At 35.1% G+C, this 26,940-nt stretch carries 24 protein-coding genes and 1 riboswitch; of the genes, 4 read left to right on the top strand and 20 right to left on the bottom strand.

Going from position 1 to position 26,940, the window contains the following annotated elements:
* Positions 1-24: 24 nt before the first annotated feature.
* Positions 25-693 carry a hypothetical protein gene (locus BW932_RS02320; protein WP_076384982.1) on the top strand — a complete coding sequence of 223 codons (669 nt, stop codon included), beginning with the start codon at positions 25-27 and terminating at the stop codon, positions 691-693.
* A 313-nt stretch (positions 694-1,006) separates the two neighbouring features.
* Here BW932_RS02320 and metF read toward each other — a convergent pair whose 3' ends face one another.
* The 9 genes from metF to BW932_RS02275 all read right to left on the bottom strand — a co-directional run bounded on the left by metF (position 1,007) and on the right by BW932_RS02275 (position 11,571).
* Positions 1,007-1,963, bottom strand: coding sequence for a methylenetetrahydrofolate reductase [NAD(P)H] (metF, locus tag BW932_RS02315; RefSeq protein WP_076384980.1), 957 nt, complete (start codon positions 1,961-1,963; stop codon positions 1,007-1,009).
* Positions 1,964-1,969: 6 nt separating this feature from the next.
* Positions 1,970-3,382 carry a P-loop NTPase fold protein gene (locus tag BW932_RS02310; protein WP_076384978.1) on the bottom strand — a complete coding sequence of 471 codons (1,413 nt, stop codon included), beginning with the start codon at positions 3,380-3,382 and terminating at the stop codon, positions 1,970-1,972.
* Positions 3,383-3,384: 2 nt separating this feature from the next.
* Positions 3,385-6,093: a methionine synthase gene (gene metH, locus BW932_RS02305; protein ID WP_076384976.1), complete on the bottom strand. Its 2,709-nt coding sequence runs from the start codon at positions 6,091-6,093 to the stop codon at positions 3,385-3,387.
* Entirely contained in the window at positions 6,083-6,448 is a 366-nt protein-coding gene (locus BW932_RS02300) for a four helix bundle protein (RefSeq protein WP_076384974.1), read from the bottom strand. The genes metH and BW932_RS02300 overlap by 11 nt, the downstream gene beginning before the upstream one ends.
* A 28-nt stretch (positions 6,449-6,476) precedes the next feature.
* Complete coding sequence (locus BW932_RS02295) at positions 6,477-7,487, bottom strand: homocysteine S-methyltransferase family protein (RefSeq protein WP_076384972.1); 1,011 nt, start codon at positions 7,485-7,487, stop codon at positions 6,477-6,479.
* Positions 7,488-7,852: 365 nt separating this feature from the next.
* On the bottom strand, positions 7,853-9,058 hold the full coding sequence (locus BW932_RS02285; protein ID WP_245820628.1) for a trans-sulfuration enzyme family protein: 1,206 nt from the start codon (positions 9,056-9,058) through the stop codon (positions 7,853-7,855).
* Between the two features lie 33 nt (positions 9,059-9,091).
* The gene (locus tag BW932_RS02280; protein WP_076384968.1) at positions 9,092-10,630 is read right to left on the bottom strand and encodes an ACT domain-containing protein; all 1,539 of its coding nucleotides are present in this window, start codon (positions 10,628-10,630) and stop codon (positions 9,092-9,094) included.
* A complete protein-coding gene (locus BW932_RS14470) occupies positions 10,620-10,874 on the bottom strand; it encodes a hypothetical protein (protein ID WP_317043727.1) in 255 nt (84 codons plus the stop codon). Before BW932_RS14470 ends, BW932_RS02280 begins: the two co-directional genes overlap by 11 nt.
* Positions 10,849-11,571, bottom strand: coding sequence for an alpha/beta fold hydrolase (locus BW932_RS02275; RefSeq protein WP_317043726.1), 723 nt, complete (start codon positions 11,569-11,571; stop codon positions 10,849-10,851). The genes BW932_RS14470 and BW932_RS02275 overlap by 26 nt, the downstream gene beginning before the upstream one ends.
* Positions 11,572-11,623: 52 nt before the next feature.
* A riboswitch (SAM riboswitch) is annotated at positions 11,624-11,727 on the bottom strand.
* Positions 11,728-11,837: 110 nt separating this feature from the next.
* Here BW932_RS02275 and BW932_RS02270 point away from each other — a divergent pair.
* Positions 11,838-14,462: an MGH1-like glycoside hydrolase domain-containing protein gene (locus BW932_RS02270; protein WP_076384966.1), complete on the top strand. Its 2,625-nt coding sequence runs from the start codon at positions 11,838-11,840 to the stop codon at positions 14,460-14,462.
* A gap of 15 nt (positions 14,463-14,477) precedes the next feature.
* Here BW932_RS02270 and BW932_RS02265 read toward each other — a convergent pair whose 3' ends face one another.
* The 7 genes from BW932_RS02265 to BW932_RS02235 form a co-directional block, all read right to left on the bottom strand.
* Entirely contained in the window at positions 14,478-14,906 is a 429-nt protein-coding gene (locus BW932_RS02265) for an OsmC family protein (RefSeq protein WP_076385450.1), read from the bottom strand.
* 152 nt (positions 14,907-15,058) lie between these two features.
* The gene (locus BW932_RS02260; RefSeq protein WP_076384964.1) at positions 15,059-16,381 is read right to left on the bottom strand and encodes a DUF58 domain-containing protein; all 1,323 of its coding nucleotides are present in this window, start codon (positions 16,379-16,381) and stop codon (positions 15,059-15,061) included.
* 133 nt (positions 16,382-16,514) lie between these two features.
* Positions 16,515-17,522, bottom strand: a complete 1,008-nt coding sequence (locus BW932_RS02255; RefSeq protein ID WP_076384962.1) for an AAA family ATPase — start codon at positions 17,520-17,522, stop codon at positions 16,515-16,517.
* A 52-nt stretch (positions 17,523-17,574) separates the two neighbouring features.
* Entirely contained in the window at positions 17,575-18,732 is a 1,158-nt protein-coding gene (locus BW932_RS02250) for a hypothetical protein (protein ID WP_076384960.1), read from the bottom strand.
* 49 nt (positions 18,733-18,781) lie between these two features.
* The gene (locus BW932_RS02245; protein ID WP_076385448.1) at positions 18,782-19,564 is read right to left on the bottom strand and encodes a DUF4129 domain-containing protein; all 783 of its coding nucleotides are present in this window, start codon (positions 19,562-19,564) and stop codon (positions 18,782-18,784) included.
* Entirely contained in the window at positions 19,554-20,516 is a 963-nt protein-coding gene (locus tag BW932_RS02240; protein WP_076384958.1) for a DUF4013 domain-containing protein, read from the bottom strand. The genes BW932_RS02245 and BW932_RS02240 overlap by 11 nt, the downstream gene beginning before the upstream one ends.
* Entirely contained in the window at positions 20,476-21,477 is a 1,002-nt protein-coding gene (locus BW932_RS02235) for a stage II sporulation protein M (protein WP_076384956.1), read from the bottom strand. Before BW932_RS02235 ends, BW932_RS02240 begins: the two co-directional genes overlap by 41 nt.
* 22 nt (positions 21,478-21,499) lie before the next feature.
* Between BW932_RS02235 and BW932_RS02230 the strand changes: the two genes are divergently transcribed.
* Both BW932_RS02230 and BW932_RS02225 read left to right on the top strand, forming a co-directional pair.
* Positions 21,500-22,252, top strand: coding sequence for an RDD family protein (locus tag BW932_RS02230; RefSeq protein ID WP_076384953.1), 753 nt, complete (start codon positions 21,500-21,502; stop codon positions 22,250-22,252).
* Positions 22,253-22,444: 192 nt separating this feature from the next.
* Positions 22,445-22,735 (top strand): GNAT family N-acetyltransferase, encoded by a 291-nt coding sequence (locus BW932_RS02225; RefSeq protein WP_076384951.1) that lies wholly within the window; start codon positions 22,445-22,447, stop codon positions 22,733-22,735.
* Here BW932_RS02225 and BW932_RS02220 read toward each other — a convergent pair.
* From BW932_RS02220 to BW932_RS02205, 4 genes are all read right to left on the bottom strand, one after another.
* Positions 22,721-23,695 (bottom strand): glycosyltransferase family protein, encoded by a 975-nt coding sequence (locus tag BW932_RS02220; RefSeq protein WP_076384949.1) that lies wholly within the window; start codon positions 23,693-23,695, stop codon positions 22,721-22,723. The two genes, BW932_RS02225 and BW932_RS02220, sit on opposite strands and share 15 nt — an antisense overlap.
* The gene (locus tag BW932_RS02215) at positions 23,695-24,519 is read right to left on the bottom strand and encodes a UDP-2,3-diacylglucosamine diphosphatase (RefSeq protein ID WP_076384947.1); all 825 of its coding nucleotides are present in this window, start codon (positions 24,517-24,519) and stop codon (positions 23,695-23,697) included. The genes BW932_RS02220 and BW932_RS02215 overlap by 1 nt, the downstream gene beginning before the upstream one ends.
* A gap of 59 nt (positions 24,520-24,578) precedes the next feature.
* Entirely contained in the window at positions 24,579-25,319 is a 741-nt protein-coding gene (locus BW932_RS02210; RefSeq protein ID WP_076384945.1) for a YebC/PmpR family DNA-binding transcriptional regulator, read from the bottom strand.
* A gap of 97 nt (positions 25,320-25,416) precedes the next feature.
* Entirely contained in the window at positions 25,417-26,910 is a 1,494-nt protein-coding gene (locus tag BW932_RS02205) for an OmpA family protein (RefSeq protein WP_076384943.1), read from the bottom strand.
* Between the last annotated feature and the right edge of the window lie 30 nt (positions 26,911-26,940).

Raw genomic sequence — 26,940 nt, 5'->3', positions numbered from 1 at the left:
GAAAAATAAAACACCTTATTTCTTATGAAATTGATTTTTAGTTTGATCGGTTTTTTTGGAGCTTCAATTTCTACTCAAGCGCAACAAATTAGTACCCGTGAAATCTCGAGTAACATTCGATTCAATAAACAAATTGAAGAATTCAACAATGGAACTGAGAAAATAAGATATGCGGACATAAAGGGAATTCCATACTATTATCCGGAATTCATTAATGCAAAAATTGGCGACACCAAAACATCGGCTCCGATTCGGTATAACAGTTTTTTAGACACCATCGAACTTATCAATAACGAAGATGTTTACCAACTTCCGAAGGAGGAATCTAACCCAAGTTTTACGCTGGAAACGACGAAAGAAAAGTTAGTTTATGTGAAAACAGAAGATCTTTATTCCGGCTATTTTTTTGAACTCAATGAGGGAAAATTTAGAATTCTAAAGAAAATAATCACCAAATATCAAGCTGCAACTCCACCTCCAAACCCAATGATTGCAGGGAATCCCGCCATATTTATGCCTCAGAAACCTATTTATTTTATTAAAGGTGAAAACATTTTCCTCAAAATTAATAATAGCAAAGAATTAGCGGAGAAGTTTCCAGAGAAAAAAATTAGTGAGTTTATCTCAAAAAACAAAATCAAACTCAGCCGAGAAGCAGATTTAATTCAATTAGGAAATTTCCTTAACCAATAAAAATATTAAAAACCATCTTTCAACTATTTTGAAAGGTGGTTTTTTTAGTTTAGCGAATTGTATTTAGTGCATGACAAAAAAATAATGCTACAAAATAAACCACAAATCGAAGATTATCTCCTTAAAGTCGATGAATGTATTTCGACGGAGTCTAAAGTTACAAAAGCGAGCGTAATTTTTTCTTTTTAAAGAAAAAAAATAGATTTTGACCTTATTTTTTCTTCAAGACAAGATTTATTAAACCTTTTAAAAAAAACTTTTGTGACTTTTGTGGTTTAAAAAAATGTCCTTTACTAAACCTATTCTTTTTCAGTTAAAATAATTCGGATGCAATTTTCTTAATATTATCACTTTTTCCCATCGAATAGAAATGCAAAACCGGCACGCCAAAATCCAATAATTCCCGACACTGATTGATCGTCCATTCGATTCCGATTTGTTTTACAGCGGCGTTATCTTTTGCTTTTTCTACGGCAGAAATCAGATCTTCCGGCAAATCTATTTTGAAAACTTTCGGTAACATTTGAAGATGTCCTTTTGTAGCGATCGGTTTAATTCCCGGAATAATCGGAACATTAATTCCCATTTCCCGCGCTTCTTTTACGAAATTGATGAATTTTTTATTGTCGAAAAACATCTGCGTTACAATATAATCTGCACCTGCATCTACTTTTTCTTTGAGCCATTTTAAATCATAATTCATCGATGGTGCTTCGATGTGTTTCTCCGGATAACCTGCAACACCAATACAAAACTTGTTGTCATCTTCCAAAATATTTTCATCATGCAGATATTTTCCGCGACCCAAATTGTTTATTTGAAGCACCAAATCCATTGCATTTTTATGTCCGCCAGAAGTTGCCTCAAAATACTGTTGTCCTTTCATCGCATCCCCTCTTAAAGCCATAATATTGTCGATCCCGAGATACATACAATCCACCAAAAGATATTCCGTTTCTTCCTTTGTAAAACCGCCGCAAAGCACGTGTGGAACCGTATCAACTCCATATTTATGCTGAATTGCGGAACAAATTCCCAAAGTTCCGGGACGCATTCTCGTAATTTTTCGCTCCATCAAACCGTTTCCTTTATCGAGATAAATATATTCTTCCCGAGACGTGGTGACATCAATAAACGGTGGCTTAAATTCCATTAAAGGATCTATATTTTTGTACAAATCTTCGATTCCAATTCCTTTTTGTGGTGGAACGACTTCTAGCGAAAATAACGTTTTGCCGTTCGCATTTTTGATATGTTCTGTAATTTTCATTATTTGTTAAATTTCTATAATTTTTTGATATTGCATTAATATATCTTTAAAGAAAGTTTTTAAGTCAGCATTATTAAAATCACCTGTTATCTCATATCTACCATAATTCAGTTTAATGTTAAAACCATAAGGAGTAGTTAAAATGATATTTTCTTGGTCATGATTTTTTTCTCTTTTAAAATCAATAAATAAATATAGTTCTCCGATGATATTTTGGAATTTACTTAATTGATTATTTTCAATTTTATCCACATATTTTAAAAAATTATTTGAGTTTCCAAAATACCTAAATATAGTCTTAATAAGAACATAAGAACTTTGAAATAAGGAAAATATGCTTACATATTTATTATTAAGCAAAACATTAAAATTTTGTTCATTATACTTGTTATATAAAGTCGTAACACCTTGTCTTGAAAAGTCATTGTTGAAAAGTTGCCTTGCGGAAATAACATTTTTAAAAATAGCATCGGAAAATATATATCCTAAAAATTCTATATTTCCATTTCGATAAGAATCTATTGTAAAATTCTTATCAAACCATTTCACATAATCTCTATTGGAATACTCATAGATATCTAAGGAATAAAATTTGTTTATGTATCCATAAAAATCAACGTTTTCACCATAAAAATGATGGTAAATACTTTCGATATTTTTAATATCACAGACTAAAACAATTTTTTCAAAACCAAACTTATTTTCTCCAAGATTATCATGCACAGAAAAAATATTTAGAATTCTGAAAATATGTTCTGGATCTATTCTATCTAAATCATCAATAACTAAAACAGTTTTCTTTTTTGTTTTTTCTTCAACATTTTTTACAAAGTGAAATATGAGCTGTGTAATTGCATTATTTTCATAAATAGAGCCGAATTTAACTTCTTCTTTATTAAAAAAATCTATAATAACATTTAAATCGGAATTTGCTTCTATTTCTTTTTTGAATTTATCAAAGTCTTTTTTTCCAATATCTTGAATTTTCGAAATAAGTTTTCCTAAATTTTTTAACAATGTATATGATTTTCCAGATACTTCATCTATAATATTTTCGCCAATAGAATCAACTGTGGAAACAAAATCATTAAAAAATTTATTTGAAAAATATTGATAAAGAAGATTGCCTTTAGGAAAATCAAAATTTTCAAAATCTAATATTTCTTTGTCCAATATTTGATATAGGATATCGAATTTAATTAGTTCAAAAATATCTTCATTGGAAGCAATTGAATAATTGACAGGATTTAAAAAAATCGGAAAATATTTCTCATTCTGATTTTCATCTTTGAAAAATTCATTTAAGAAATATGATTTTCCAATTCCAAATTTTCCAGAAAAGATAATACGATTATTATTTTCTATATTTAAATGATCATCAAATTTTTGAAAAACATTTTTTATGTATTCTTTTGACATATTTAATCGGCCAAATTCGGGCTTAACCATTTTCTGGCGAATTCTAAATCCACTCCTTTTCTTTCCGCAAAATCTTTCAGCTGATCTTCTTTAATTTTTCCAACGCCAAAATATTTCGCTTTCGGGTTTCCAAAAAAATAACCGGAAACTGCCGCAGTAGGGAACATTGCCAAACTTTCCGTCAATTCTAAACCGATATTTTCTTTCACCTTCAACAATTCCCAAATTGTGGTTTTTTCCAAATGATCTGGACAAGCTGGATAACCTGGAGCGGGACGAATTCCTGAATATTTTTCGGCAATCAGATCTTCGTTTTCTAAATTTTCATTCTTTGCATAACCCCAAAATTCTGTTCGAACTTTATAATGTAAATATTCTGCAAATGCTTCTGCGAGACGATCCGCTAAAGCTTTTACAATAATGGCGTTGTAATCATCACCATCATCATAATATTGCTGCGCGAGTTCTTCCGTTCCGAAACCAGTTGTCACTGCAAAAGCACCGACATAATCCTGCTTTCCAGAAAATTTCGGTGCAATAAAATCACTTAACGCATTATATTCTTTTCCGGCAGATTTCTTCAATTGTTGTCTTAACGTTCGGAATTTCGCTACTTCGTTTCCATCTTCATCTGAAATTAAAATATCATCCTCTTCATTAGAATTCGCCGGGAAAATTCCGAAAATTCCTTTGGCGATAAATAGTTTTTCGTCCAGAATTTTATCCAATAAAACTTTCGCTTCTTTAAATAATTCTGTGGCTTGTTCGCCAACAACCTCATCGGTTAAAATCTGCGGATATTTTCCGTGCAGTTCCCAACTACGGAAAAAAGGACTCCAATCTACAAAATCCAGTAATTCCCGTAAATCCTGATTTTCAATGACTTTTATTCCTAAGAAATTCGGTTTCGATATTTCTTCATTTTCCCAATCGATGTTGAATTTCTGCTTTCTGGCTTCCTCAATCGTTACATATTCTTTCTCAATCTGTCGGTCTAAAAATTTGATCCTAAAATCTTCATAATCAATTTTTAAATCCGCTTTATATTGAACATTATTGTGATCTAACAACTGAGAAACCACGCCAACTGCTCTGGAAGCGTCATTTACGTGAACAACAGTATGTCCGTATTTTGGAAATATTTTTACCGCGGTATGCGCTTTTGAAGTGGTTGCTCCTCCGATTAACAAAGGAAAATTTAAATTTTTTCGCTGCAGTTCATCGGCAACGTGAACCATCTCATCTAAACTTGGCGTGATTAATCCACTTAATCCAATCACATCAACTTGATGTTCAATGGCGGCTGCAATAATTTTTTCTGCCGGAACCATTACTCCCAAATCGATGATCTCATAATTATTGCACCCCAAAACGACGCTCACAATATTTTTTCCGATATCGTGAACATCGCCTTTTACCGTCGCCATTAAGATTTTGCCGTTGGGTTTTTGTTTTTCATCTTTTTCTGCTTCAATGAAAGGTTGCAAGTAGGCCACGGCTTTTTTCATCACTCTCGCAGATTTTACAACTTGAGGCAAAAACATTTTTCCACTTCCAAATAAATCTCCAACCACGCCCATTCCGGTCATTAAATTAATTTCAATAACGTCTAAAGGTCTGGAAGAATTAGCTCTTGCTTCTTCCACATCTTCGAGAATAAACCGATCCGTACCTTTTACCAAAGCGTGCGTAATTCTATTTTGTAAAGGTTCTTTTCGCCATTCTAATTCTTCTACAAATTCTTTTTTGGTCGATTTTACACGTTCGGAATAATCGAGAAGTCTTTCTGTTGCATCATCTTGTCGATCGAGCATCACATCTTCCACCAATTCCAGTAATTCTTTTGGGATTTCGTCATAGACTTCCAACATGGTCGGATTCACGATTCCCATGTTCATTCCCGCTTTGATCGCGTGATACAGAAAAACAGAATGCATTGCTTCCCGAACATTATCATTCCCACGGAACGAAAACGAAACATTGGAAACTCCACCACTCACGGAAACATTTGGCAAGTTTTCCCGAACCCATTTTGTAGCTTCTATGAAATCAAGAGCATTTCTGCGGTGTTCTTCCATTCCGGTTGCGACAGGGAAAATATTGAGATCGAAAATAATGTCTTCCGAGGGAAATTTTACAATTTCTGTCAATATTTGGTAACTTCTGCTACAGATTTCCACTCTTCTGTCGTAATTGTCAGCTTGTCCCTCTTCATCAAAAGCCATCACAATGACCGCTGCTCCATATCTTTTAATGGTTTTTGCATGCGAAATAAATTCTGCTTCGCCTTCTTTTAAACTGATGGAATTTACCACACATTTTCCTTGAACAACTTGCAATCCGGCTTCCAAAATTTCCCATTTCGAAGAATCGATCATGATTGGAATTCGGGAAATATCGGGTTCAGATGCAATTAAATTTAGGAATTTTACCATCGCAAATTTTCCATCGAGTAAACCGTCATCGAAATTTACGTCCAAAATTTGCGCGCCGCCTTCCACCTGATTTCGTGCAATATCGAGTGCTTCTGTATAATTTCCTTCTTTGATCAATCGAAGGAATTTCTTGGATCCAGCAACATTAGTTCTTTCACCAACGTTAATAAAATTAGATTCCGGCGTAATAACGAGCGGTTCTAAACCGGAAAGTTTTAAATATTTTTTGGTTGTCGGTTGTCGGTTGTTGGTTGATGGATTTATATCACTTCCCATTTTCTAAATTTTTATAATAATTAATAAATCCGTTGAGCAATTTTTTACAAATTAAAGACTGATTCGCAACTTGACTAAACTCTTCTGCAGAAATATACTTTTGGTCTAATGCGAGATAAAATTGGGTTTCCAGTTCGTATAAAGACCCTCTTGAAATATGCAGAAATTGAAGTGTATCTTTAGAAGTTCTCCTTCCGCATCCTTCTGCAATATTTGAAGGAACAGAAACTGCAGACCTTCGGATTTGATTTGTTAAACCGTATATTTCTTCTTTCGGAAAATTTTTAATTAAGTTATAGACTAAATTGGTTAATTTTCTGGATTCAATCCAGACTTCCAAACTTGTGTATTCCATATTTTGTTTTTTACAATTCTGACAACCATCAACCGACAACCGACAACTTTCTTGGTTGATAATTCTTCACCAAGTCTGCAATTGCTTTAATGTGTGGAGGCGTTGTTCCGCAACAACCTCCGATGATATTGATGAGTCCCTTTTCGGCATATTCAAGGATTTGTTCTGCCATAAATTCCGGGGATTCATCGTATTGTCCGAATGCATTTGGTAATCCTGCATTTGGGTAAGCGGAAATATAAAAGTCGGAATTTTTGGATAAAGTTTCTAAATACGGCGTCAATTGTTCGGCTCCTAGTGCACAGTTAAAACCAACACTCAAAAGATTTAGATGCGAAACGGAAATTAAAAAAGCTTCTGCAGTTTGTCCGCTCAAAGTTCGTCCGGAAGCATCGGTGATTGTTCCCGAAACCATGATCGGAATTTGAATATTTCTTTCTTCCTGAATTTCATCAATCGCAAAAAGTGCAGCTTTTGCGTTTAAAGTATCAAAAATTGTTTCTACCAAAAGAATATCTGAACCACCATCTAAAAGTGCTTCAGCTTGTTGTTTATAGGCAATTCTTAATTGATCAAAAGTGATTGCACGAAATCCGGGATCATTAACATCCGGACTTAAACTCGCAGTTCTGTTGGTTGGACCGATGGAACCTGCTACAAATCTCGGTTTTGCGAGATTTTTCTCTGTGAATTCGTCGCAAACTTTTCTAGCGATTTTTGCGGATTCGAAATTGAGTTCATACACCAATTTTTCCATGTGATAATCTGCCATTGCGATGGTCGTGCCGGAAAAAGTGTTGGTTTCAATAATATCTGCGTCGGCTTCTAAATATTTGCGGTGAACTTCTTCGATTGCTTTTGGTTGCGTCAATGAAAGCAAATCGTTGTTTCCTTTTAAAGAACTTTCCCAATCTTTGAAACGTTCACCACGATAATCTTCTTCCGTGAAATTGTAGCGTTGAAGCATCGTTCCCATTGCTCCATCGAGAACGAGGATTCTTTGGTTGAGTGCTTGATATAATTGTGCAGTATTTTTCATATGTAGATTCTATTATTTTTAATGGTCATATGTTATCGCCTTCTTCATTGGTGTTTGTTTGCAAGAAAATTTGTTAATGGCGATTTCATATGTTAATTTTATTGTTCTTCATTTGTCATATGCAATCGCCTATCTTCATGGGCGTTTGTGTTTCCAAACCAATCATGGCGATTTCATAATTTTTTTGTTTTTTAAAGCCTTCATTTCTTTTTTAATTCGAAGAAATGCTCTTCATTTTAGCCCCGATTGCAGCGGCATCCTTTTTTGCTTATCCGAATTTACTTTTTTTAAATAGGTTTTCAAAGCAAAAAAGATAGAGCGGAAAGCGGGACGAGTCTTGTTTCGAAGAACTCACTTTGTTGCTCCTAATTATTTTCCAGAGCCTGTTTTAAATCATTAATAATATCCTCAAAATGCTCCAACCCAACGGAACAGCGCACCAAACCATCGGTAATTCCAACCGCATTTCGCTCCTCGACAGAAAGCTTAGAATGCGTGGTAGAAGCGGGATGCGTGACAATTGTTCGGGTATCGCCAAGATTTGCGGACAGGGAACACATTTTTATTTTGTTCAGAAAATTTCTGCCGGCTTCGATGCCGCCTTTTATTTCGAACGCGACGATATTTCCGCCCATTTTCATTTGCTTTTTGGCAGTTTCGAAACTTGGGTGCGATTGCAAAAACGGATATTTCACCACGGAAACACTGTGCTGCGTTTCTAAAAACTCGGCAACTTTTAAAGCATTTTCGCAATGTTTTTCTACGCGAATTGCCAAAGTTTCTAAGCTTTTACTCAAAACCCAAGCGTTGAAGGGCGACATTGCAGGTCCCGTATTTCTCGCAAATAAATAAATTTCGCGGATCAAATCTTTTTTCCCAACGGTTACTCCACCCAAAACTCGACCTTGACCATCGATTAATTTCGTGGCGGAATGAATGACCAAATCGACACCGTATTTTATGGGTTGTTGCAGGTATGGCGTCGCAAAACAATTATCGACGATGAAAATGAGGTTGTGTTTTTTTGCAAATTTCCCAAGAATTTCTAAATCTAAAACTTCAATCGCAGGATTGGTCGGTGTTTCGATATAGAGAATTTTTGTATTTGGCGTCAGATATTTTTCTAAATCTGTTTCATTGGCCTCAAAATAGGTTGTTTCGATGTTCCATTTCGGAAAATATTTGGTAAAAAGCGTGTGTGTGGAACCGAAAACGGAACGACAACTCAAAATATGATCGCCGGAATTTAATAATGCTCCAAAAGTTGAAAAAATCGCCGCCATTCCTGTTGCGAAGGAATATCCATCTTCTGCGCCTTCTAAGCGCACCATTTTTTCGGTGAACTCATTCACGTTTGGATTGGAAAAACGGCTGTAAAGGTTTTTCTCTTTTTCTTCGGCAAAACTTGCACGCATATCTTCTGCATCTTCAAAAACAAAGCTGGAAGTTAAATAGAGCGGCGTAGAATGTTCATCAAAATGTGAACGTTGGTTTTGTATGCGGATTGCGTTGGTTTCCAAGTTGGTTGATGGTTGTTGGTTGTCGGTTGTCGGTTGATCTGTATTCATCATCTTTTATCTTGCTTCTTGGCTCTTATGTCTTTACTATTTGTTTTCTGAAAGTCTTAAAATATCTCCAAAAACACCACGTGCAGTCACTTTTGCTCCAGCTCCGGCTCCCATAATGACAAGCGGATTTTCACCATAACTTTCGGTGTAGATCTCGAAAATAGAATCGGAACCTTTTAATTGTCCGAGTGCCGAATTAGCCGGAACGGAAATTAATTGAACATCCAATTCGCCTTTTTCCTGTTGCAGATCGCCATGTAAATCGCCAACGAAACGGAGAACTTCCCCTTCTTTTAGATTTTTTTTCACGTTTTCGAAATGTTCATCCAGAAAATTTAATTGAGTTAAAAATTCTTCTTGGTCTAATTTCACTAAGTTTTTCGGAATTAGATTTTCGATTTTAATATCGCTGAATTCATTGCTTAAATCGAGTTCACGCGCTAAAATCAACAATTTTCGGGCGACATCATTTCCGGAAAGATCTTCGCGTGGATCTGGTTCGGTGAACCCTTTTTCCATGGCTTCCTTTAAAATGGTGGAGAACTTCTCGTCGCGCACGGAAAAATTATTGAAAATATAACTGAGCGAACCAGAGAAAACGCCTTTAATTCTGGTAATATTTTCGCCGGAAAGATGCAATAATTTAATGGTATCAATTAAAGGTAATCCTGCTCCAACATTGGTTTCATACAAATATTTCTTATTTTTCTTTGCTAAAATATTTCTGAAATCGCGGTATTCTGAAATGGGCAACGTATTAAAAATTTTGTTGGATGAAACCAAATCGAACCCATTTTCAGCAAAAGTATTGTAGTTTTTCACAAAATCTGAACTCGCTGTATTATCTACTACGATTAGGTTTTCTAACTGATTTTTCTGGGAAAAAGCAATTAAAGAATCTACATTCGAATCTTGCTCCGAAACTAAAATATCATCGGACCAATTTTCACTAAAACCGTCTCTATTAAAAGCAATTTTTCTGGAATTTGCGACTGCCACAATTTTTAAATCCAGTTTTTTTCGGTTTCGGATATCTTCAGATTTTTGAAGAACTTGTTCGATTAACGTGGAACCAACTTTTCCGTGACCAATGATGGCTAAATGAACCGTTTTCGGTTTCGCGAAAATCTCTGCTTCGATAATGTTTTTAGCTTTTTCATCCTGAGAAGAAGTTACGACAATATTGACACGATTTTCTGCAGAAATTTGATTTAATATGAGTGGAAAAATATTATTTCTGGCCAATTCCGACATTATTTTACTAAAATCCTGCGCTACAAAACTTAAAACAGAAACGTTATTAATACTATAAATCTGACTTACTTTTCCGGATTTTCTTTCGTTCTCAAATTCTTCGATCAAACAATTTACTGCTTTTTCCGAATCCGATTCATTAACCAAAACAGAAATTCCACTCTCTACGGCTTGCTGTGAAATGACTCCAACGCTGATTCTGGCGTAAGTTAAAGCCTTAAAAATTCTGCCGTCAATTCCTACTTCGCCCAAGAAATTCTTCCCTTCAAATTTAATGATGGATTTATGTTTTAAAATTTTTATTTCGGTTCTATTTTTCATTAAAAACTGATTTTAAGAGGTAGTTAAGTTGATCATATTCCATTAAAAATGCATCGTGCCCATGAATGGATTTTATTTCGTGATAGAAAGTGTTTGCGTTGGTTTTTTGTAAAATTTCAAAACAATTCAGCATTTCAAAAGCCGGAAAAAACTGATCAGAATCAACCGCGATAAAATGGATGTTCGCTTCAATTTTCTTTAAATCTTCCTGATCCACATTAATCGACCTCAACAATTGATTCATCAGTCGATACGCTTTTAGACTGAATCTTTCGCTGAGTTTTTTTTCCGTGGAAGTTGAGCCAATCGTGGGATTTGAATATATTCTGTTCAGGATGAATTTCGTTTTTAAAGCGTTGGTTTAAAGATTCCGGTGTTCGGTAACATAACATCGCATGAATACGGGCTTTTTCTAAAGGTTTTTCAGATTGGTTCAAAAGAAACTCTTGCACTAAACATTGAGCATTCAGCCAATCAGACGTTTTATAATCACACGCAATCGGAATGAAGTTTTCGGCCAAATCGGCTTTAATTGAAAGCATTTCCCACCCAATTGCACCACCGAGAGATCCACCAATAATGGTATGAAGTTTTGGGATGTTCAAAAATGCTAAACCTGAAAGAAAAATAGTTGCAAGATCTTTTGTTCTAAAATCGAGCGCGTTATCAATCAAATTCCCATCGAAACCATTGCCTGGAATATTGAAACAAATGACAGAGTAATAAGTAGTATCTATCTTTTTATTTTCGCCAATTAAAGAATTCCACCATCCGTTTTCGCCAGAAACATTGGAGTTTCCGGTAAATGCATGATTAACTAAAATAATCGGGGCAGAATGTAAATCCGGTCCGAATAACTGATACGACAAATCGATATCAAGAATTTTTCCTGATTCTAAAATTTGATTTTTGAGTTTGATATGTTGTAGCGAATTTTTCAATTTTTCTTAAAAATAAAATTGAAAATGCTACCAAGAATGGTAAAAAAAGTTTCTGTTATCTTCACCCAGACTGGGTAAGAATGTAGCACCTTCTTCGTTTCCGAAGGGTTGCCAAGGTTTCATAGAGTCTTATCTCTCCACCTTTCTTAATAACATTTTCAATATGTGTATGACCTAATATTCTGCAAAGGAAAGCATTATATTTAGATTTTACAAATTTTCGAAAATAATTTTAATTAGTAATTTCGCAGCAGAAATTATATGATATGATTGCCGAAAAAGAACGAATGCTTGATGAGAAATGGAAAAAATGGGGTCCTTATGTAAGCAACAGACAATGGGGAACGGTTCGGGAAGATTATAGCTCTAATGGAAATGCGTGGGGACATACTACGTACAGTGACGCCATTAGTAGAGCTTACCGGTGGAGTGAAGATGGAATTGCAGGAATATGTGACTCTAAACAGCGACTTTGTTTTGCCTTTTCATTTTGGAATCGGAAAGATAAAATGATTAAGGAACGTTTTTTTGGACTAAGTAATCACGAAGGAAATCACGGCGAAGATGTTAAAGAATTGTATTATTACCTCGATAATACGCCAACTCATTCCTACATGAAAATGGTTTATAAATATCCAATCCAAGAATTTCCTTATGATGAATTGGTTGCAGAAAACGGAAGAAGATCAAAACATGACTCCGAATTTGAATTATTAGACACCGGAATTTTCAACGACAATAATTATTTTGATATTTTCATTGAATATGCTAAAATTAACCATGATGATTTCCTAATTAGAATTGTTGTAGAAAACCGAAGTACACAAAAAGCGCCTTTGGTAATTCTCCCAACCATCTGGTTTAGAAATAATTGGAATTGGGGACATGGAAACTACGAACCACAACTAAAATCCTCGGTCAACGGTGTTATCAATATCGATCACGATTCAATACCTTTAAAAAGGCTTTATTCCAGAGACCAAAGCAGCATTGCATTATTTTGTAATAATGAAACAAATCCAGCCAAAATTTTAAATACAGCTTCGTCAGCGAAATTTTTTAAGGATGGAATTAATGATTTTCTAATTCAGAATAATACAAACGCAATAAATAAAGACCAATGTGGGACAAAAGCCTGTTTCTTAATTGATACCGAAATTGAAGCAAAAGAATGCAAAATTTTCGAATTTAGACTGAGCCCACATGAGATGGAAGATGCCTTTTTTGACTTCGACGATATCTTTAGTTTAAGAAAAGCAGAAGCCAATGAATTTTACAGCAGTATTCAACGGGAAATCAACGATGAAGAAGAAAAAAATGTTCAAAGACAAGCATTTGCAGGCTTATTGTGGAATAAACAATTCTACCATTATAATGTTTCTAAATGGCTGAAAGGTGATATAAAATCTGAAAACCCAAGAAATTTCAATCACTATGTTCGTAATACAGAATGGGAACACATGCAAAACAAAGACGTTATTTCCATGCCAGATAAATGGGAATATCCTTGGTTTGCGACTTGGGATTTAGCTTTCCATTGCGTACCATTTGCAATTTTAGATTCTGGTTTTGCGAAACATCAGTTAAAATTATTGACAAAAGAATGGTACATCCATCCCAATGGTCAACTTCCTGCGTATGAATGGGATTTTAGTGATGTAAATCCACCCGTTCACGCTTGGTCTACTTTCCGGGTTTTTAAAATTGATGAAAAATTAAACGGAAAACCCGATATTCCTTTTCTGGAAAGTGTTTTCCAAAAATTACTGCTGAATTTTACGTGGTGGGTGAATCGAAAAGATAAAAACGGAAAAAATGTTTTTGGTGGCGGTTTCTTAGGCCTTGACAATATCGGTGCATTTGATCGAAATATGAATTTTAAAAATGGCGATCATTTAGAACAAGCAGATGGAACGAGTTGGATGGCAATGTATGCACTCAATATGATGCGAATTTCAATGGAGTTGTCTCTATACAATCCAATTTATGAAGATATGGCAATCAAATTTTTTGAACATTACCTTTACATTGCAGCGGCAATGGACAATTTGGGTGAAACAAAAAATGGACTTTGGAATGAAGAAGACGGTTTCTTTTACGACCTTTTACAACTGAACAATGGCGATTCTGTTTCCTTGAAACTAAGAAGTATTGTAGGATTAATTCCAATGTTTGCAGTGGAAGTCGTAGAACATGAACTGTTAGAAAAACTTCCCAACTTCCGAAAAAGAATGGATTGGATCCTGAATAATAAGCCCGAACTCGCTAATCTGGTTTCTCATTGGGAAGTAGAAGGTCGCGGCGGAAAACTTTTGATGAGCGTTTTGCGCAAAAATCGATTGACCCGAGTTCTAAACCGAATGGTGGATGAAAATGAATTTCTTTCCGATTTTGGAATCCGCTCAATGTCTAAAGTTTATGCCGAAAATCCCTATGTATTTTCGGTAGATGGAAAAGATTTCACTGTAAAATATACTCCGGCTGAAAGTGACAGCAGTATGTTTGGCGGAAATAGCAATTGGCGTGGACCGATTTGGTTTCCTATTAATTTCTTAATTGTAGAGAGTTTACAGCGGTTTTTTTATTATTATGGCGACAATCTGCAGATTGAATATCCGGCAAAAAGTGGCGCGATGAGAAATCTCGATTATGTTGCAACAGACTTAAGCCAACGACTCTACTCTATTTTTAAGAGTGATGAAAAGGGAAACCGCGCATTCAATGGTGGAAATGATTTACTAAATCACAATGAATTCTTTAAAAACTACATTATGTTTCACGAATATTTCAATGGCGATACAGGCAAAGGAATCGGGGCATCTCACCAAACAGGTTGGACTGCGACGATTGCTAAACTGATTCAGCCGAGAATGGGATCGAGACCGCGATAAATAGTCCTCAAAAATTTAAATTTCCACTTTTTCTCCATTCACAAAAACCGCATAACTTACCGTTACGTTGGGTTCTAAAGTCTTGGAAACCGAACAGTATTTTTCAAAAGAAAGTTCTGCGGCTTTCAGTGCCTTTTTCGGATCTATTTTTCCCTCCAAAAAGAATTTCACTGTGATGGTTTTAAAAGGTTTTGCTTCGTCCTTCTGAACCCTTTCGCCTTCAACTTCAGCAGAAAAATGAGTAAGTGTTTGTCTCTGTTTTTTCATGATCGAAACCATGTCGATGCCGCTGCAACCTGCAACTGCCATTAGAAGAGACTCCATAGGAGAAACTCCTTTTGTTTCCTTTGTTTGAGAAATATTATCTAAAAGGATTGAATTTCCTATAGAATTTTTGCACTCAAATAAATATTCGTCGTTGATTCGATTAAGAGTAATTTTCATAAAAATGGGTGATTTAACGGTATTTTGAAACACACTTTATTATTAATTTAGTGCCAAATACAAAAATGATGAACTGGTTTACAATTTTACTGCTAATTTTAGCGATTTACGGTCTTTTTAATTATTTGTCTAAAAAAAGACAAAACTTTTAATTACAAGATTCCTCTCGCTTTAAGTTCCAGATATTTATTTATAACTTCGAGATTCAAATTCTCAGGAAGCGTATATACTGTGTAAATACCATATTTCCTAAGTTGCTGAATAATGAGTTTTTTCTCATACTCTAATTTTTCTGCGATGATTTCGTCGTACACTGCTTGAATATTTTCGGGATTGGTATTCATCAAACTCTGAAGCTCAGCATTTTTAAAGAAAATAACCACCAACAAATGGTTTTTTGCAATGCCTCGCAAATATTTCATCTGTCGGTTTACCGCATCTAAAGTTTCGAAGTTTGTAAAAAGTACGATTAAACTTCGCTGCCCAATATGGAGTCTTACTTCCTGATACAATCGGCTGAAATCACTTTCGAAAAAATTGGTCTGAATATTATAAAGCGCTTGAGAAATCTTTTTGAGCTGTCCCGATTTGTTATCTGCCGCCACTTTATTTTCTGCTTTTTTAGAAAAAGTCATCATTCCTGCGCGATCATTTTTTTTGAGGATTATATGACTCAAAGCCATGGTCGCATTGATCGAATAATCTAATAAACTCAAGCCATTGAAAGGCATTTGCATGGTTCTGCCTTTATCGATAAGCATAAAAATCCGCTGCGATTTTTCGTCTTGAAATTGATTCACCATTAATTGATTCCGCTTGGATGTTGCTTTCCAGTTGATGGTTCGTACATCGTCGCCTGGAATGTAATCTTTGATTTGCTCAAATTCCATCGTGTGTCCCAACTTCCGTATTTTTTTTATTCCGCCCAAAAGAAATTCGTTCTGTAGCGCCATTAATTCATATTTTCTCAAATGAATAAAGGAAGGATAACTTGGAACCAACTCATCTTTTTGAAAGGTAAATCGTCGCGAAACAAATCCTAAAGAGGTCTGTGCAAAAATATTCAGATTTCCAAAACTGTATTCTCCGCGTTCTTTGGGTTCTAAAACATATTCGAAAAGAACATTTTTTTTGGCTTCAATACTTCTTTCTATAAAAAAATCCCGCTTTTGAAACTGAAAAGGAATTTCATCGATGGTTACGGTTTTAATCTGAAAAGGATAATTATTCTTAAGATCAACTTTTATTGAATTTTGATCACCATTGGATAATTTTTCTGGCAGAATTCTTTGGGCTTGAACTGCATTTTTCTCCCTAAACAAAAGCAAATAATCCACGAAGATTGCTAAAAAAACGACGATCAAAAACCCGTGTGCAACTCCCATCAGTATGGGAAAGAAAAAAGCCAGAACATAACAAATCCCCACTCCGAAAAGCGCAAAGAAAAAACGGTTATTGAGGAATACATTTTTCATGTTGAAAGCTTTTACCAAAAAGGCTTAAAAGTTTTACTTTTTTAAAGTTAATTTTTTCGTTTTTCAGGACTCAATTATTTCTCCTGAATATTTTGCCAGAAAACATTTGTGCGACTTGTAGTTCTAAAAATGATTACCGCGGAATTTCAATCGCTTCTAAAATTTGTCTGATGATTTCATCTGCAGTCAAGCCTTCCATTTCCCGCTCTGGAGAAACCATAACACGGTGACGTAAAACTGCGTAACTCGCTTCTTTGATATCTTCTGGCGTTACAAAATCACGACCTCGAATTGCAGCAAACGATTTCGAAGCAGTCAACAAAGCCAAACTTGCTCTGGGTGAAGCTCCCAAATACAAGAATTGATTTTCTCTTGTATTGATAATTATTTTCGCAATATATTCCAGCAATTGTGGTTCTACCAAGATGTTTTTCACAATCTGCTGATAATTTTTTAACTGCACGCCGGAAATTACCTTTTGAACTGCATCGGTTTTATCTTCTAATTTGTTTGAATGTTGATTTTTAATGATTTGAATTTCCTGTGAAAGATTAGGATAACCCACATTAATTTTAAAGAGAAATCGATCCAATTGCGCTTCTGGAAGTCGATAAGTTCCTTCATGTTCAATCGGATTTTGAGTTGCCACGACAAGAAAAGGTTCCTGCATTTGGTATTGTTTACCATCCATCGTGATTTGGCGTTCTTCCATCACCTCAAACAAAGCGGATTGCGTTTTTGCGGGCGATCTGTTGATTTCATCAATTAAAATAAAAGAGGAAAAAATAGGTCCTTTTTTAAACTCAAATTCAGAATTTTTAACATTAAAAATGGAAGTTCCTAAAATATCAGAAGGCATCAAATCTGGGGTAAACTGAATTCGACTGAAACCAACATCGATCGTTTTCGCAAGTAATTTTGCCGTAATGGTTTTCGCAACTCCCGGAACTCCTTCGATCAAAACATGACCGTTGGATAAAAGTGCCGCTAATAAATGCTCAATCATGGATTCCTGACCGACAATTACTTTTCCGATCTCCGCTTTTACGGCTTCTAAACTTTGCTGAAGCTCCTTCATATCAAGTCGCGGTTGAAATTCAGGAATTACGGGACTCGAACTTGTGTTTTCAAAATTTTCCATAGGTATTTTTTGGAGATCAATTCATTGTAAATTGAATAAATCTGTGTTTCTATTATTTTAATATTTCGTCGAGCAATCGGTTCATTTGCATCAAATCTTCCTTCATCACACTTGCAGAAGGATCTTGTCCTCTTTTAATGAAATCAATTGCTTTGTTAATTTTTTCCAGGCTTTTTCCTGTTTTCAGGTGTAAAGATTGCACAAATTTTTCATCTAAATGCTGCGTGTCGATCATTAATTCATGCCGAACTCGGTTTAAAAAATACTGTGCTTTTTTGGCCATCATTTCGTGGAAATCACCTTCCTGCAGGTACAAATTCCCGATGCTTTTTACAAATTCTACCGACTTGTTTTTCAATGGTTCGATGACGGGAACAATTCTTTGTTTTCTTTTAGCATTAAAAATAACGAATAATAAAAGTCCGGCCAAGAATAACCACCATGCAAACCGAAGTGGAGGCTTCGACAAAATAAATCTCAATGGCGATTGCGATTCGGTGTTTGCTTTATTAGACTGCGTAAACCAAATTGTTTTGCGTTTCGGGAGATAAGAAAACACATCTTGTACATACTTTTGGTTTTCTGGCTTCAGCAAATAATAGTTGGTCAAAATTAAAGGTTCGGTGTGAAGATAAAAATGACCTTTCCCAACATTTATTTTAATGAAATTCACCTTTCCACCATCGAGAAGAGCTTTTCCTAAAATTTCTTGATCTTTATCGATCGCCGAAAATCCTTGACCTGCAGGTAATTTATCAATCTTAATAGAATCATTCGAGAATTTATCATCGGTGAGCGTAAGAATATTATCAGTCCGAAGACTAACGTTAGACGTTTTAAAATGGAGAGAATCAGCAATCATTGGGTGAAAATCTTCGGCAATGATGAGTGCATCGGAACCTGATTTTACATGTTCTAGGATTTTCTTCCAAGACTCAAAATCGATCTCCGATTGAATGATTAAAATATTATGCAGGTTTTCTTTTTGGGTTTTATAATGTTCGTAAGGAGAGCGATCCGATCGATTTAATTCATTATTGAGCAAATGATTTGCCTCCTTATTAAAAACAAATAGACCGAAAGGAGATTTTTGGTTCACCTCGAAATTTTTACGCCAATCCGTCACTTCCGTTTTATTGAGTTCGAGCAAAGCCAAAACCAACATCAGGATGATGAAAATAATACCGTATAATTGGAATGTTTTGTTCATTTTTTATCTAAAAACTTTCAACTCTAAAAGTTCTGTTTTACTTTACTCATTAGAGTTTAAATTGCGTGAATTTCTCTTTTAAACTTTTGTAGCGCTCTTCACTGACTTCAAATTCTCCGTACCATACGAAATCAAAAATATAAGACAGTTCACTGAAACTGTTTTTTAAATCGGTCGTTTTCAATTCCCGCAAGTAATCTTTATTGGTTTTCTCCGGATTCCAGCTGATCAGTGCATGATCAGTTAATCTCTTCAAAACAAAAAGAAAATGATAGCGAATTGCGGAACGGTAATCTCTATTTATCTCCAATTTCTCGATCGATTCTTTGAAATCAATTTCATGAATATTCTCCTGTAAATCGTGATTGGTAATATTGAATTTCTTGTTCTTCTTTGCAAAAAAGAAATTTCCATCTTTATTAAGCAAAAATTGAATAAAGAAATAAAGCACCAAACCAATAATTACAATGGCAAAAAGCCGCATAATAATTTCAGTGTACGACGAAGCTTTGTTAGGATCAACTTCGCCAAAAACAGATTCGAGAATTTTTTTAATTTTCTTCGCAATCTTCTGCCACAAAGATTCCCGCGGTTTTACAGTGGTATAATCGAATTCGGGGCCTTTGTATTTTGATTGAAATTGAGGATCGAAATTTTTAGGAAAAATAATATTATCCGTAGAAGGATTTCTTTTGAGGAGAGAATCTGCAGAATATTTTCCTGAAGAATAAACCAAGGAATCGATCCTTACCGCAGGCGAAGAAGTCGGAATTTCCTGAGAAATCCCGAAGATTGAAAAAAGCAGAAAAAGAGTTAATATTCTAAATTTCATCCGTACCAATCCTATCAATTTCGGAAAGATCAACATTTCGGTGAAGATCAGTTCTGCTGTCGTAATATTGCAAACCAGAGTTTACAAAAACCACATTGATCATTAAAAAAGAAACTAAAATTGAGATTCCATAGATGATGAAAAACAAAATTCCCATCGAACCTTCCAACACTTCTTGTGAATTACCATTTTCAGGAACCGTAAATAAGGCGCCCGAAATAATCATCATCGGAACCATCGCAAAGACCGAAGTTACGGTTTGAATCAGCAAATAAAGCACAACCGTTGAACCCCAATATTTCCAGAATGGTGATTTGTCGCGACCGTTTTTATAAGAAAACTGTGCTCTTACCGCATAACTCAGAGAATCGAAAAAACCTCTTTTCGTGTTAAAATAATCGAACATCAAAAAATTGACGACATTTAAGATTGCGGGTCCGAGTAACATCAGCAGAAAAAATCCGATTACAAGAATCATTAAAAAGGCAGAAATCCCTAGAAGTACAAACGAAAGTGGCATTACGATAAAAAGTAAACCAAAGAAAAACGTAATAAACCGTCCGAAATTACTTTTTACATCCTTTAAAATTTCGTCGGCTTTAATGTTTTTGTTTCCCGTTTCGCTCAATCTTTTCAGGTATAAAATAGGATAAGAATAGGAAACCATCATGACTGCCAAGAAAAGTACAAACACCGTTGCCGAAACCACGGTTAAGACTGCGGTATTTTCCTGAAAGTACGCCTGGAAATAATAATTCTGACCTTGCGTATTGGAACCCAACATTTGAGAAAATAATTCGCGGTATCCGACTACAAAAATCAACACCATTAAGATCAATAAAATCCCATTGATCATTAAATAATTTTTGAAATAATTTTTACCATTTTCTTTGAAAAAGGTAAAAGTATCACTAATGAAAGTTCCGAAGTTCCGTTTCTGGTAAAACTGCATTATTAAGGTGTTTTTTTGAAGTGAAATAGGGGTAAATAAAATAGTAGGAGCCAATAATTGCAAGCGTGCCGAAAATAAGGAAACCGTTTAAAATTGGCGGCATTACCAAAGCATATCTTGTAAGATAACCTTCAATTATTCCTGCCATAATGGTGAAAGGAACGGTGCTGAGAAATATCTTGAACGAATCTTTGAATCCTAATTTAAAAGAATTAAAACGCGAATAAGTTCTGGGAAAAAGAATGGAAGCTCCTAAAATTAAACCCGCCATTGTTTCTACCACCATACTGAAAATTTCGAAAACGCCATGAAGCCAAATTCCTTTTGCACTGTCTTTTAAAGCGCCGTGTTCGTGAAAAAAATACTGAAATGAACCGAGCATAATGCAATTTTGGAGCAAGGCATATAAAGTTCCGACCCCGCCAAAAACGCCATATAGAAAAAGAACAGCGCCTACTTTCAGGTTGTTCACTGTAATCGCAATTGCGCTTCCCCAATTCGAACCTTGCTGATAAACGCCGACTGCATTTCCTTTTTTAATATTTTCAATCGTTTTGTTTACGTATTCTTCTCCTAAAATAATTTTTACAAATTCTTTATCATAATATGCAGATATAAATCCGATCATCGTGAATAAAAAGAAAAATCCAAATGCATAAAATAAATACCTTCGATACTGATAAACCAAAAGTGGGACTTCAGTTTTGAAAAAAAAGATGAATCGGTTTTTCTCAACTCTTCTCGTTTTGTAAATTTTCTGAAAAATAAGAGAGGAAAGATTATTCAAATACACCGTAGTCTTGCTCTTCGGGTAATACGTTTGCGCAAAAGACAAATCATTCACCAAATTGATGTAAAGCGAGGAGAGATCATCCGGATTTATTTTTAATTTTCCCGCGATAATCTGCTCGATTCCCAACCATTTTTCTTTATTTTGTTTGATGAATGCCACTTCTCTCATAAGAAGCTAAAATAATAAAAATATGTCGCTGATCGCCATAAATACTTCACAAAATGTAAATATAAATTTCAATATTGCAAGTATTGGAGTAAGAATATTGGCTTTTGGCATTGATATGCTCATCAAAGCTGCCTATTTGTTGGTTGCTTATCTGCTGTTTTTTCGTGTTTTTAATTTGGGACTTTATCTTGATCAGCTCGATACGTGGTCGGTTATGGCAGTTATAATCCTTATTACAATGCCGATTCACATCTATACATTGGTTTGCGAAAGTTTAATGGAAGGACAAACCTTCGGAAAAAAAATGACGAAAATTAAAGTGGTGAAAATCGATGGATTTCAGGCAGGATTTGGCGATTACCTGATTCGTTGGTTTTTTCGGTTGATTGATGTATTTTCCAATTCAGGCGTTGTTGGATTAATCACGATGATTATTTCGAAGAACAATCAGCGTTTAGGAGGAATCGCATCCGGAACCGCGGTAATACTTCTGAAAAATCCCGTCACGATTTCTCATACGATTTTGGAAAATCTATCGGCAGATTATATTCCTGTTTTCCCACAAGTTATTGCACTCACCGATAATGACGTGAGAATTATAAAAGAAAACTACCAAAAAGCGCTTGTAACGAACGACAAAGAAATCCTCTCTAAACTTTCGACCAAGATCAAAGGTATTCTAAAACTAGAGCTCCTTCCCAATCAATTTACAGACCGGCAATTCATTGGAGTCATCATCAAAGATTACAATTTTTACACAGGAAAAGAGGTCTGATTTTTACATGCTTTTTTGGGCAGCTTTATCCATCTTCCGCTCCCAATCTTTTTTGTTTCGTCTGATGACGACCCAAAAAAGGATTTCCGCTCAAGCTGGGCTGCAACAATCGCGAAAAAAAAAGTGATTTATTAAATCTAAAATTTCGCTTTCATTTATTTTCCTTAAATTTAAAGAACAAAATCACCAAAAATGGAATACATCAATGATAGATCCGGAAACGGCGGCGTTTTACTTTTGAACAAGGATGAAGAAGAAGTAGGAAGATTAACCTACACTATTTTCCCGGAAGAAAATAAACTTATTATTTCCTTTGTTTTGGTCCATGCAAAATTTGAAGGTCGCGGAATGGGAAAATATCTGGTTGAAGAAGCCATCAAATTCGCACGCGAAAACAACTGGAAAGTTTATCCACATTGTTCTTACGCAAGATCTGTAATGAACAGAATGAAAGACGTAGAAGATATTTTATTGAAAGCTTAAAACCTCATTTAATAAGATTTCTTCGATGTTATTGGGATAATCGACTTTAAAATGTTGCTCAGAATTTACCCAATTTTTAATTTCTTCTGCATTTAAAATCTTCGAGGTCGGAAATCCCATTTTCTCTAAAGCAAAAGCATTGCATTCTTGCTCATATTGGTTATGAATCGGAATTACGAATAATTTTTTATCCATAAACAAAGCTTCTGCGGGAGTTTCGAAACCGGCATTGCATAAAATTCCTTCGCAATTTTCAAAATACTTTAAAAACTGAATTTCATCAATGGGAAAAATTTCAACATTTTCCTGTTGATAGTGCAGTTGGCTGTATTTCGAAAAAATTTTCCATTCCACAGGAATATTTTTTAAAACCTGAATGATATTGAGGTCTGAAAAACTTGGTAAATAAACGAGATAATATCCTTTTCGATCAGGATTTAAACTTCTGATTTTCTTTCTAATAACAGGTTTTTTTATTTGAGGGTGATAATTCTCAAAATGAAAACCGATTTTTCGGTCGCTTGGAACGTAATAATTGAGAATGAAAGATCCCAACAAATCTTTTTTTAAAGGTTTTGGTGTTTCCTCAAAACATAAGGAAGCTTGATGACTCAACTCGATCATGGGCAATTCCCTCAATTTGGAAGACCATGCAGTTAAAGGTTCGTAATCATTAATAATTAAATCGTACTGCGAAAGTTGAAGTTGCTTGATATTTTTTACCGCCTCAAAAATATTATTTTCGGTAAAGGTTTTACGGTAAGACAAACCGCCTGTTTTGTTGTATAGCAAAGAAATCCCTTTAAAGCGCAAATTAATATCAAAATCGGCCTTCAATTGAGATTGATGACCACTAATTAAAGTATCAACTTCTGCATATTTTTTAAGAATTGGAATAATTTCTTGCGCTCTTGCAATATGGCCGTTTCCTGTTCCTTGGAATGCGTATAAAACTTTCATTAGGAAAAATTGGTTACGACCTTTAACAATTCCAAATGATTCATTTCCTGTATTTCTTCTACATCATCATCTTTTAATGAATGTTGATGCTCTTCGTAATAGAAAATACTCCATTCCTTATCATGGTATTCGAGCGCTGATAAATTCTCGATCCAATCACCAGAATTCATATAAATACAGGAGCCATTTTTATTGCTAACTTCCCGAATTTGAGGTTGATGAATGTGGCCGCAAATCACGTAATCATACTGATTGTCTATGGCAAGTTCGGATGCAGTGAGTTCGAAATCACCGATAAATTTCACCGCCTTTTTTACGTTGTTTTTAATTTTTTTGGAAAATGAATATTTTTCTTTACCCAATTTCTGCAAAAACCAATTGACCAAGGTATTGATAAGGATAAGTAAATCGTACCCTTTTCCACCCAATTTTGCGATCCATTTAGAATGCTGCACAGAGGCATCGAAAACATCACCGTGGAAAAACCAGGTTTTCTTTTCATCGATGGTTAGACAAATTTTATTGCAAATTTTAAGTTTTCCCAGTTCAAAATCAGCAAACTTTCGGAACATCTCATCATGATTTCCGGTTACATAATAAACCTCGGTGTTTTTGGTAACGAATGAAAGTATTTTTTTAATGACTTTCAAATGAGATTTTGGAAAATAGGATTTCTTAAATTGCCAAACATCAATGATATCACCGTTGAGAATTAAAGTTTTCGGCTGAATGGAATTGAGATATCTCAACAATTCTTTAGCCTTGCACCCGTAAGTTCCCAAATGAACATCTGAAATTACAACTACGTCAACGTTTCTTTTCATTGCTTTTGTGCAAAGGAAAGAATTGAATGTTAATTACAAATGAATGGGATATTATTTTCTTATAAAGAATCTAGCAAAGCATCTGTTATTTCCATATTATGATAAACATTTTGAACGTCATCGTCTTCTTCAAAACGGTCGAGCATTTTCATGTTAATCTTAAACTGTTCTTCAGTTACTTCTTTGGAGTTATTCGGAATTCTTTCGAGTTCTGCACTTTTTGCTTCCAATCCTAATTCTTCTAATTTGTGAGAAAGCGTACCGAAATCTTCGAAAGCGGTTGTAATCATAACCTCATCGTCGTCACTTTCAACTTCTTCTGCACCGCCATCGATCATTTCCATTTCGAAATCGTCCCAATCCATTTTTATTGAAGATTTATCGATTGAAAAAATACCTTTTCTATCAAAGATGAAGGCGAGTTCGCCATTTTTACCAAGACTACCATCGAATTTATTGAAGATGGCTCTTACATTAGCGACTGTTCTCGTTGGATTATTGGTGGTGCATTCAACAAAAAACGCCACACCTCCAAGACCATATCCTTCGTAAGTAATTTCCTCATATTGCTCCGCATCTGCTCCACTTGCTTTTTTGATGGCTCTTTCTACATTGTCTTTTGGCATATTTGCCCCTTTCGCATTTTGGATGCATCTTCTCAAAGCCGGGTTTGAATCTTGATCGGGACCGCCCGCTTTCACAGCAAGAGCAATGTCTTTTCCAATTTTGGAGAATGTTTTGGCCATTTTATCCCAACGAGCCATTTTTGAAGCTTTTCTATATTCGAATGCGCGTCCCATAAGTTGTATTTATTAATGTTGCAAATTTACATAAATTCATAAAAAACGCCCCCAAAATTGGGAGCGTTTTTATTTAAGATTTAAAAATAATTATAAATTATTTCTTTTTAGAAGATTTCTTTTTCATTGATTTCTTAGCTGGTTTAGCAGCTTTCTTGATAACAACTGGTAAGTCAGACTTATCCATTGCATCAAAAGCAGCTTTATCAACAGCAGTTACAACTACTTTTCTATCAGTCATTCTTTCAGCATCAGTTGCAGTTTCAGAAACTACTGCGTTTGCTTCACCAACACCTTTAGATTTTAGTTGATTTGAAGAAACTCCTCTTGCTTCAAGAGCGTTTACTACTGCTGCAGCTCTTTGTCTTGATAATTTCAAGTTATAAACGTCAGAACCTTTTTTGTCAGTTTCACCTGTCAATAAGAAAGTACCACCGTTAGAATTTTTGATAATTTCAGAAGCCATATCTAATTTAGAACTAGATTCTTTTCTGATTGTAGCTTTGTTGAAATCAAAGAAAATTCCTTTAAGCGCTCCTGTAGCTTCGTCAGCAATTACAGTTTGTGGTTTAGGACATCCATTGTATTCTTTCAATCCGAATACTGTAGGACAAGCGTCATCTTTATCTAAGATTCCGTCACCGTCAGTATCTGGCCAAGGACAACCTTGATTTTCAGCAGGACCTGCAACTGTAGGACAAGCATCATCTTTATCAACTACACCGTCACCGTCAGTATCGGGCCAAGGACAACCTTGATTTTCAACTGGACCTGCAACATCTGGACATTGATCATCGATATCTGGAACACCGTCTCCGTCAGTATCTGGACATCCTTTGAATTCTGCTAAACCTGGAGTATCAGGACATCTGTCATCTTTATCTAAGATACCGTCTTTATCTCTGTCGTTATTACCAAATCTAAACAAAAGGGAAGCAGAAGCTTGCCAAAAGTTAGCAACATCTGATTTATCAATTGGAGTAGAAACATAATCACCTTGAATACCAAGACCGAAGTTTTTCGTCAACCAGAAATTAGATCCTAAACCTGTAGAAACAGTGAAGTGATCTTTTCTTCTTTGAGTAGATGGCTCAAATGAAAACCCAGAGTAGTAATCTCCATTAGTATCAGTAAGTGGAAATGCAACACCTGAATAATCATGTCTCATGTAGTTTGCACCAACTCTTAAATAAGGATCAAACCAAGACTCTTCATTCCAAAGACCGTTGAATTTAAATTGAAGACCTAAACCAGTCATTAGGAAAAATTCTTTTCCCATTCCAATTCTTTTGTTATCAACGTTCCCTACAGAAGTTTGCCAGTCAAGAACCATGTATTTATTGATGTTTCTTGCTACTGTTAACTTAGAAAGTGGAGGTGTAATAGTAAAATTGTTAAGATTATACAACTGACCGTTATCACCACTACCAAAAGCTGTAGAGAAAACATTTCCAATCTGCCCTCCAGCCGCAGCATGATTTACTCCGTGAGCACCGACACCGATTAACCACGGGTTACTGGTAGTCTGAGCGAAAACAGTAGAGGCAACAGTAAGTGCCAATGCTGAAATTCCTAATTTTAGATTTTTCATAGAATTAAATGATTAAATAATTGATAATGC

The organism is Kaistella chaponensis (assembly GCF_900156725.1).
In the GTDB taxonomy this organism is placed as follows: Bacteria; Bacteroidota; Bacteroidia; order Flavobacteriales; family Weeksellaceae; genus Kaistella; species Kaistella chaponensis.
The sequence above is the reverse complement of the archived record's forward strand: the minus strand, read 5'-3'. Positions and strand labels throughout refer to the sequence as shown.

Excerpts from the sequence above, each read along its gene's own strand:
- BW932_RS02320 (WP_076384982.1), top strand. The coding sequence starts at position 25 with ATGAAATTGATTTTTAGTTTGATCGGTTTTTTTGGAGCTTCAATTTCT.
- metF (WP_076384980.1), bottom strand. The coding sequence starts at position 1,963 with ATGAAAATTACAGAACATATCAAAAATGCGAACGGCAAAACGTTATTT.
- BW932_RS02310 (WP_076384978.1), bottom strand. The coding sequence starts at position 3,382 with ATGTCAAAAGAATACATAAAAAATGTTTTTCAAAAATTTGATGATCAT.
- metH (WP_076384976.1), bottom strand. The coding sequence starts at position 6,093 with ATGGGAAGTGATATAAATCCATCAACCAACAACCGACAACCGACAACC.
- BW932_RS02300 (WP_076384974.1), bottom strand. The coding sequence starts at position 6,448 with ATGGAATACACAAGTTTGGAAGTCTGGATTGAATCCAGAAAATTAACC.
- BW932_RS02295 (WP_076384972.1), bottom strand. The coding sequence starts at position 7,487 with ATGAAAAATACTGCACAATTATATCAAGCACTCAACCAAAGAATCCTC.
- BW932_RS02285 (WP_245820628.1), bottom strand. The coding sequence starts at position 9,058 with ATGATGAATACAGATCAACCGACAACCGACAACCAACAACCATCAACC.
- BW932_RS02280 (WP_076384968.1), bottom strand. The coding sequence starts at position 10,630 with ATGAAAAATAGAACCGAAATAAAAATTTTAAAACATAAATCCATCATT.
- BW932_RS14470 (WP_317043727.1), bottom strand. The coding sequence starts at position 10,874 with ATGAATCAATTGTTGAGGTCGATTAATGTGGATCAGGAAGATTTAAAG.
- BW932_RS02270 (WP_076384966.1), top strand. The coding sequence starts at position 11,838 with ATGATTGCCGAAAAAGAACGAATGCTTGATGAGAAATGGAAAAAATGG.
- BW932_RS02265 (WP_076385450.1), bottom strand. The coding sequence starts at position 14,906 with ATGAAAATTACTCTTAATCGAATCAACGACGAATATTTATTTGAGTGC.
- BW932_RS02260 (WP_076384964.1), bottom strand. The coding sequence starts at position 16,381 with ATGAAAAATGTATTCCTCAATAACCGTTTTTTCTTTGCGCTTTTCGGA.
- BW932_RS02255 (WP_076384962.1), bottom strand. The coding sequence starts at position 17,522 with ATGGAAAATTTTGAAAACACAAGTTCGAGTCCCGTAATTCCTGAATTT.
- BW932_RS02250 (WP_076384960.1), bottom strand. The coding sequence starts at position 18,732 with ATGAACAAAACATTCCAATTATACGGTATTATTTTCATCATCCTGATG.
- BW932_RS02245 (WP_076385448.1), bottom strand. The coding sequence starts at position 19,564 with ATGAAATTTAGAATATTAACTCTTTTTCTGCTTTTTTCAATCTTCGGG.
- BW932_RS02240 (WP_076384958.1), bottom strand. The coding sequence starts at position 20,516 with ATGCAGTTTTACCAGAAACGGAACTTCGGAACTTTCATTAGTGATACT.
- BW932_RS02235 (WP_076384956.1), bottom strand. The coding sequence starts at position 21,477 with ATGAGAGAAGTGGCATTCATCAAACAAAATAAAGAAAAATGGTTGGGA.
- BW932_RS02230 (WP_076384953.1), top strand. The coding sequence starts at position 21,500 with ATGTCGCTGATCGCCATAAATACTTCACAAAATGTAAATATAAATTTC.
- BW932_RS02225 (WP_076384951.1), top strand. The coding sequence starts at position 22,445 with ATGGAATACATCAATGATAGATCCGGAAACGGCGGCGTTTTACTTTTG.
- BW932_RS02220 (WP_076384949.1), bottom strand. The coding sequence starts at position 23,695 with ATGAAAGTTTTATACGCATTCCAAGGAACAGGAAACGGCCATATTGCA.
- BW932_RS02215 (WP_076384947.1), bottom strand. The coding sequence starts at position 24,519 with ATGAAAAGAAACGTTGACGTAGTTGTAATTTCAGATGTTCATTTGGGA.
- BW932_RS02210 (WP_076384945.1), bottom strand. The coding sequence starts at position 25,319 with ATGGGACGCGCATTCGAATATAGAAAAGCTTCAAAAATGGCTCGTTGG.
- BW932_RS02205 (WP_076384943.1), bottom strand. The coding sequence starts at position 26,910 with ATGAAAAATCTAAAATTAGGAATTTCAGCATTGGCACTTACTGTTGCC.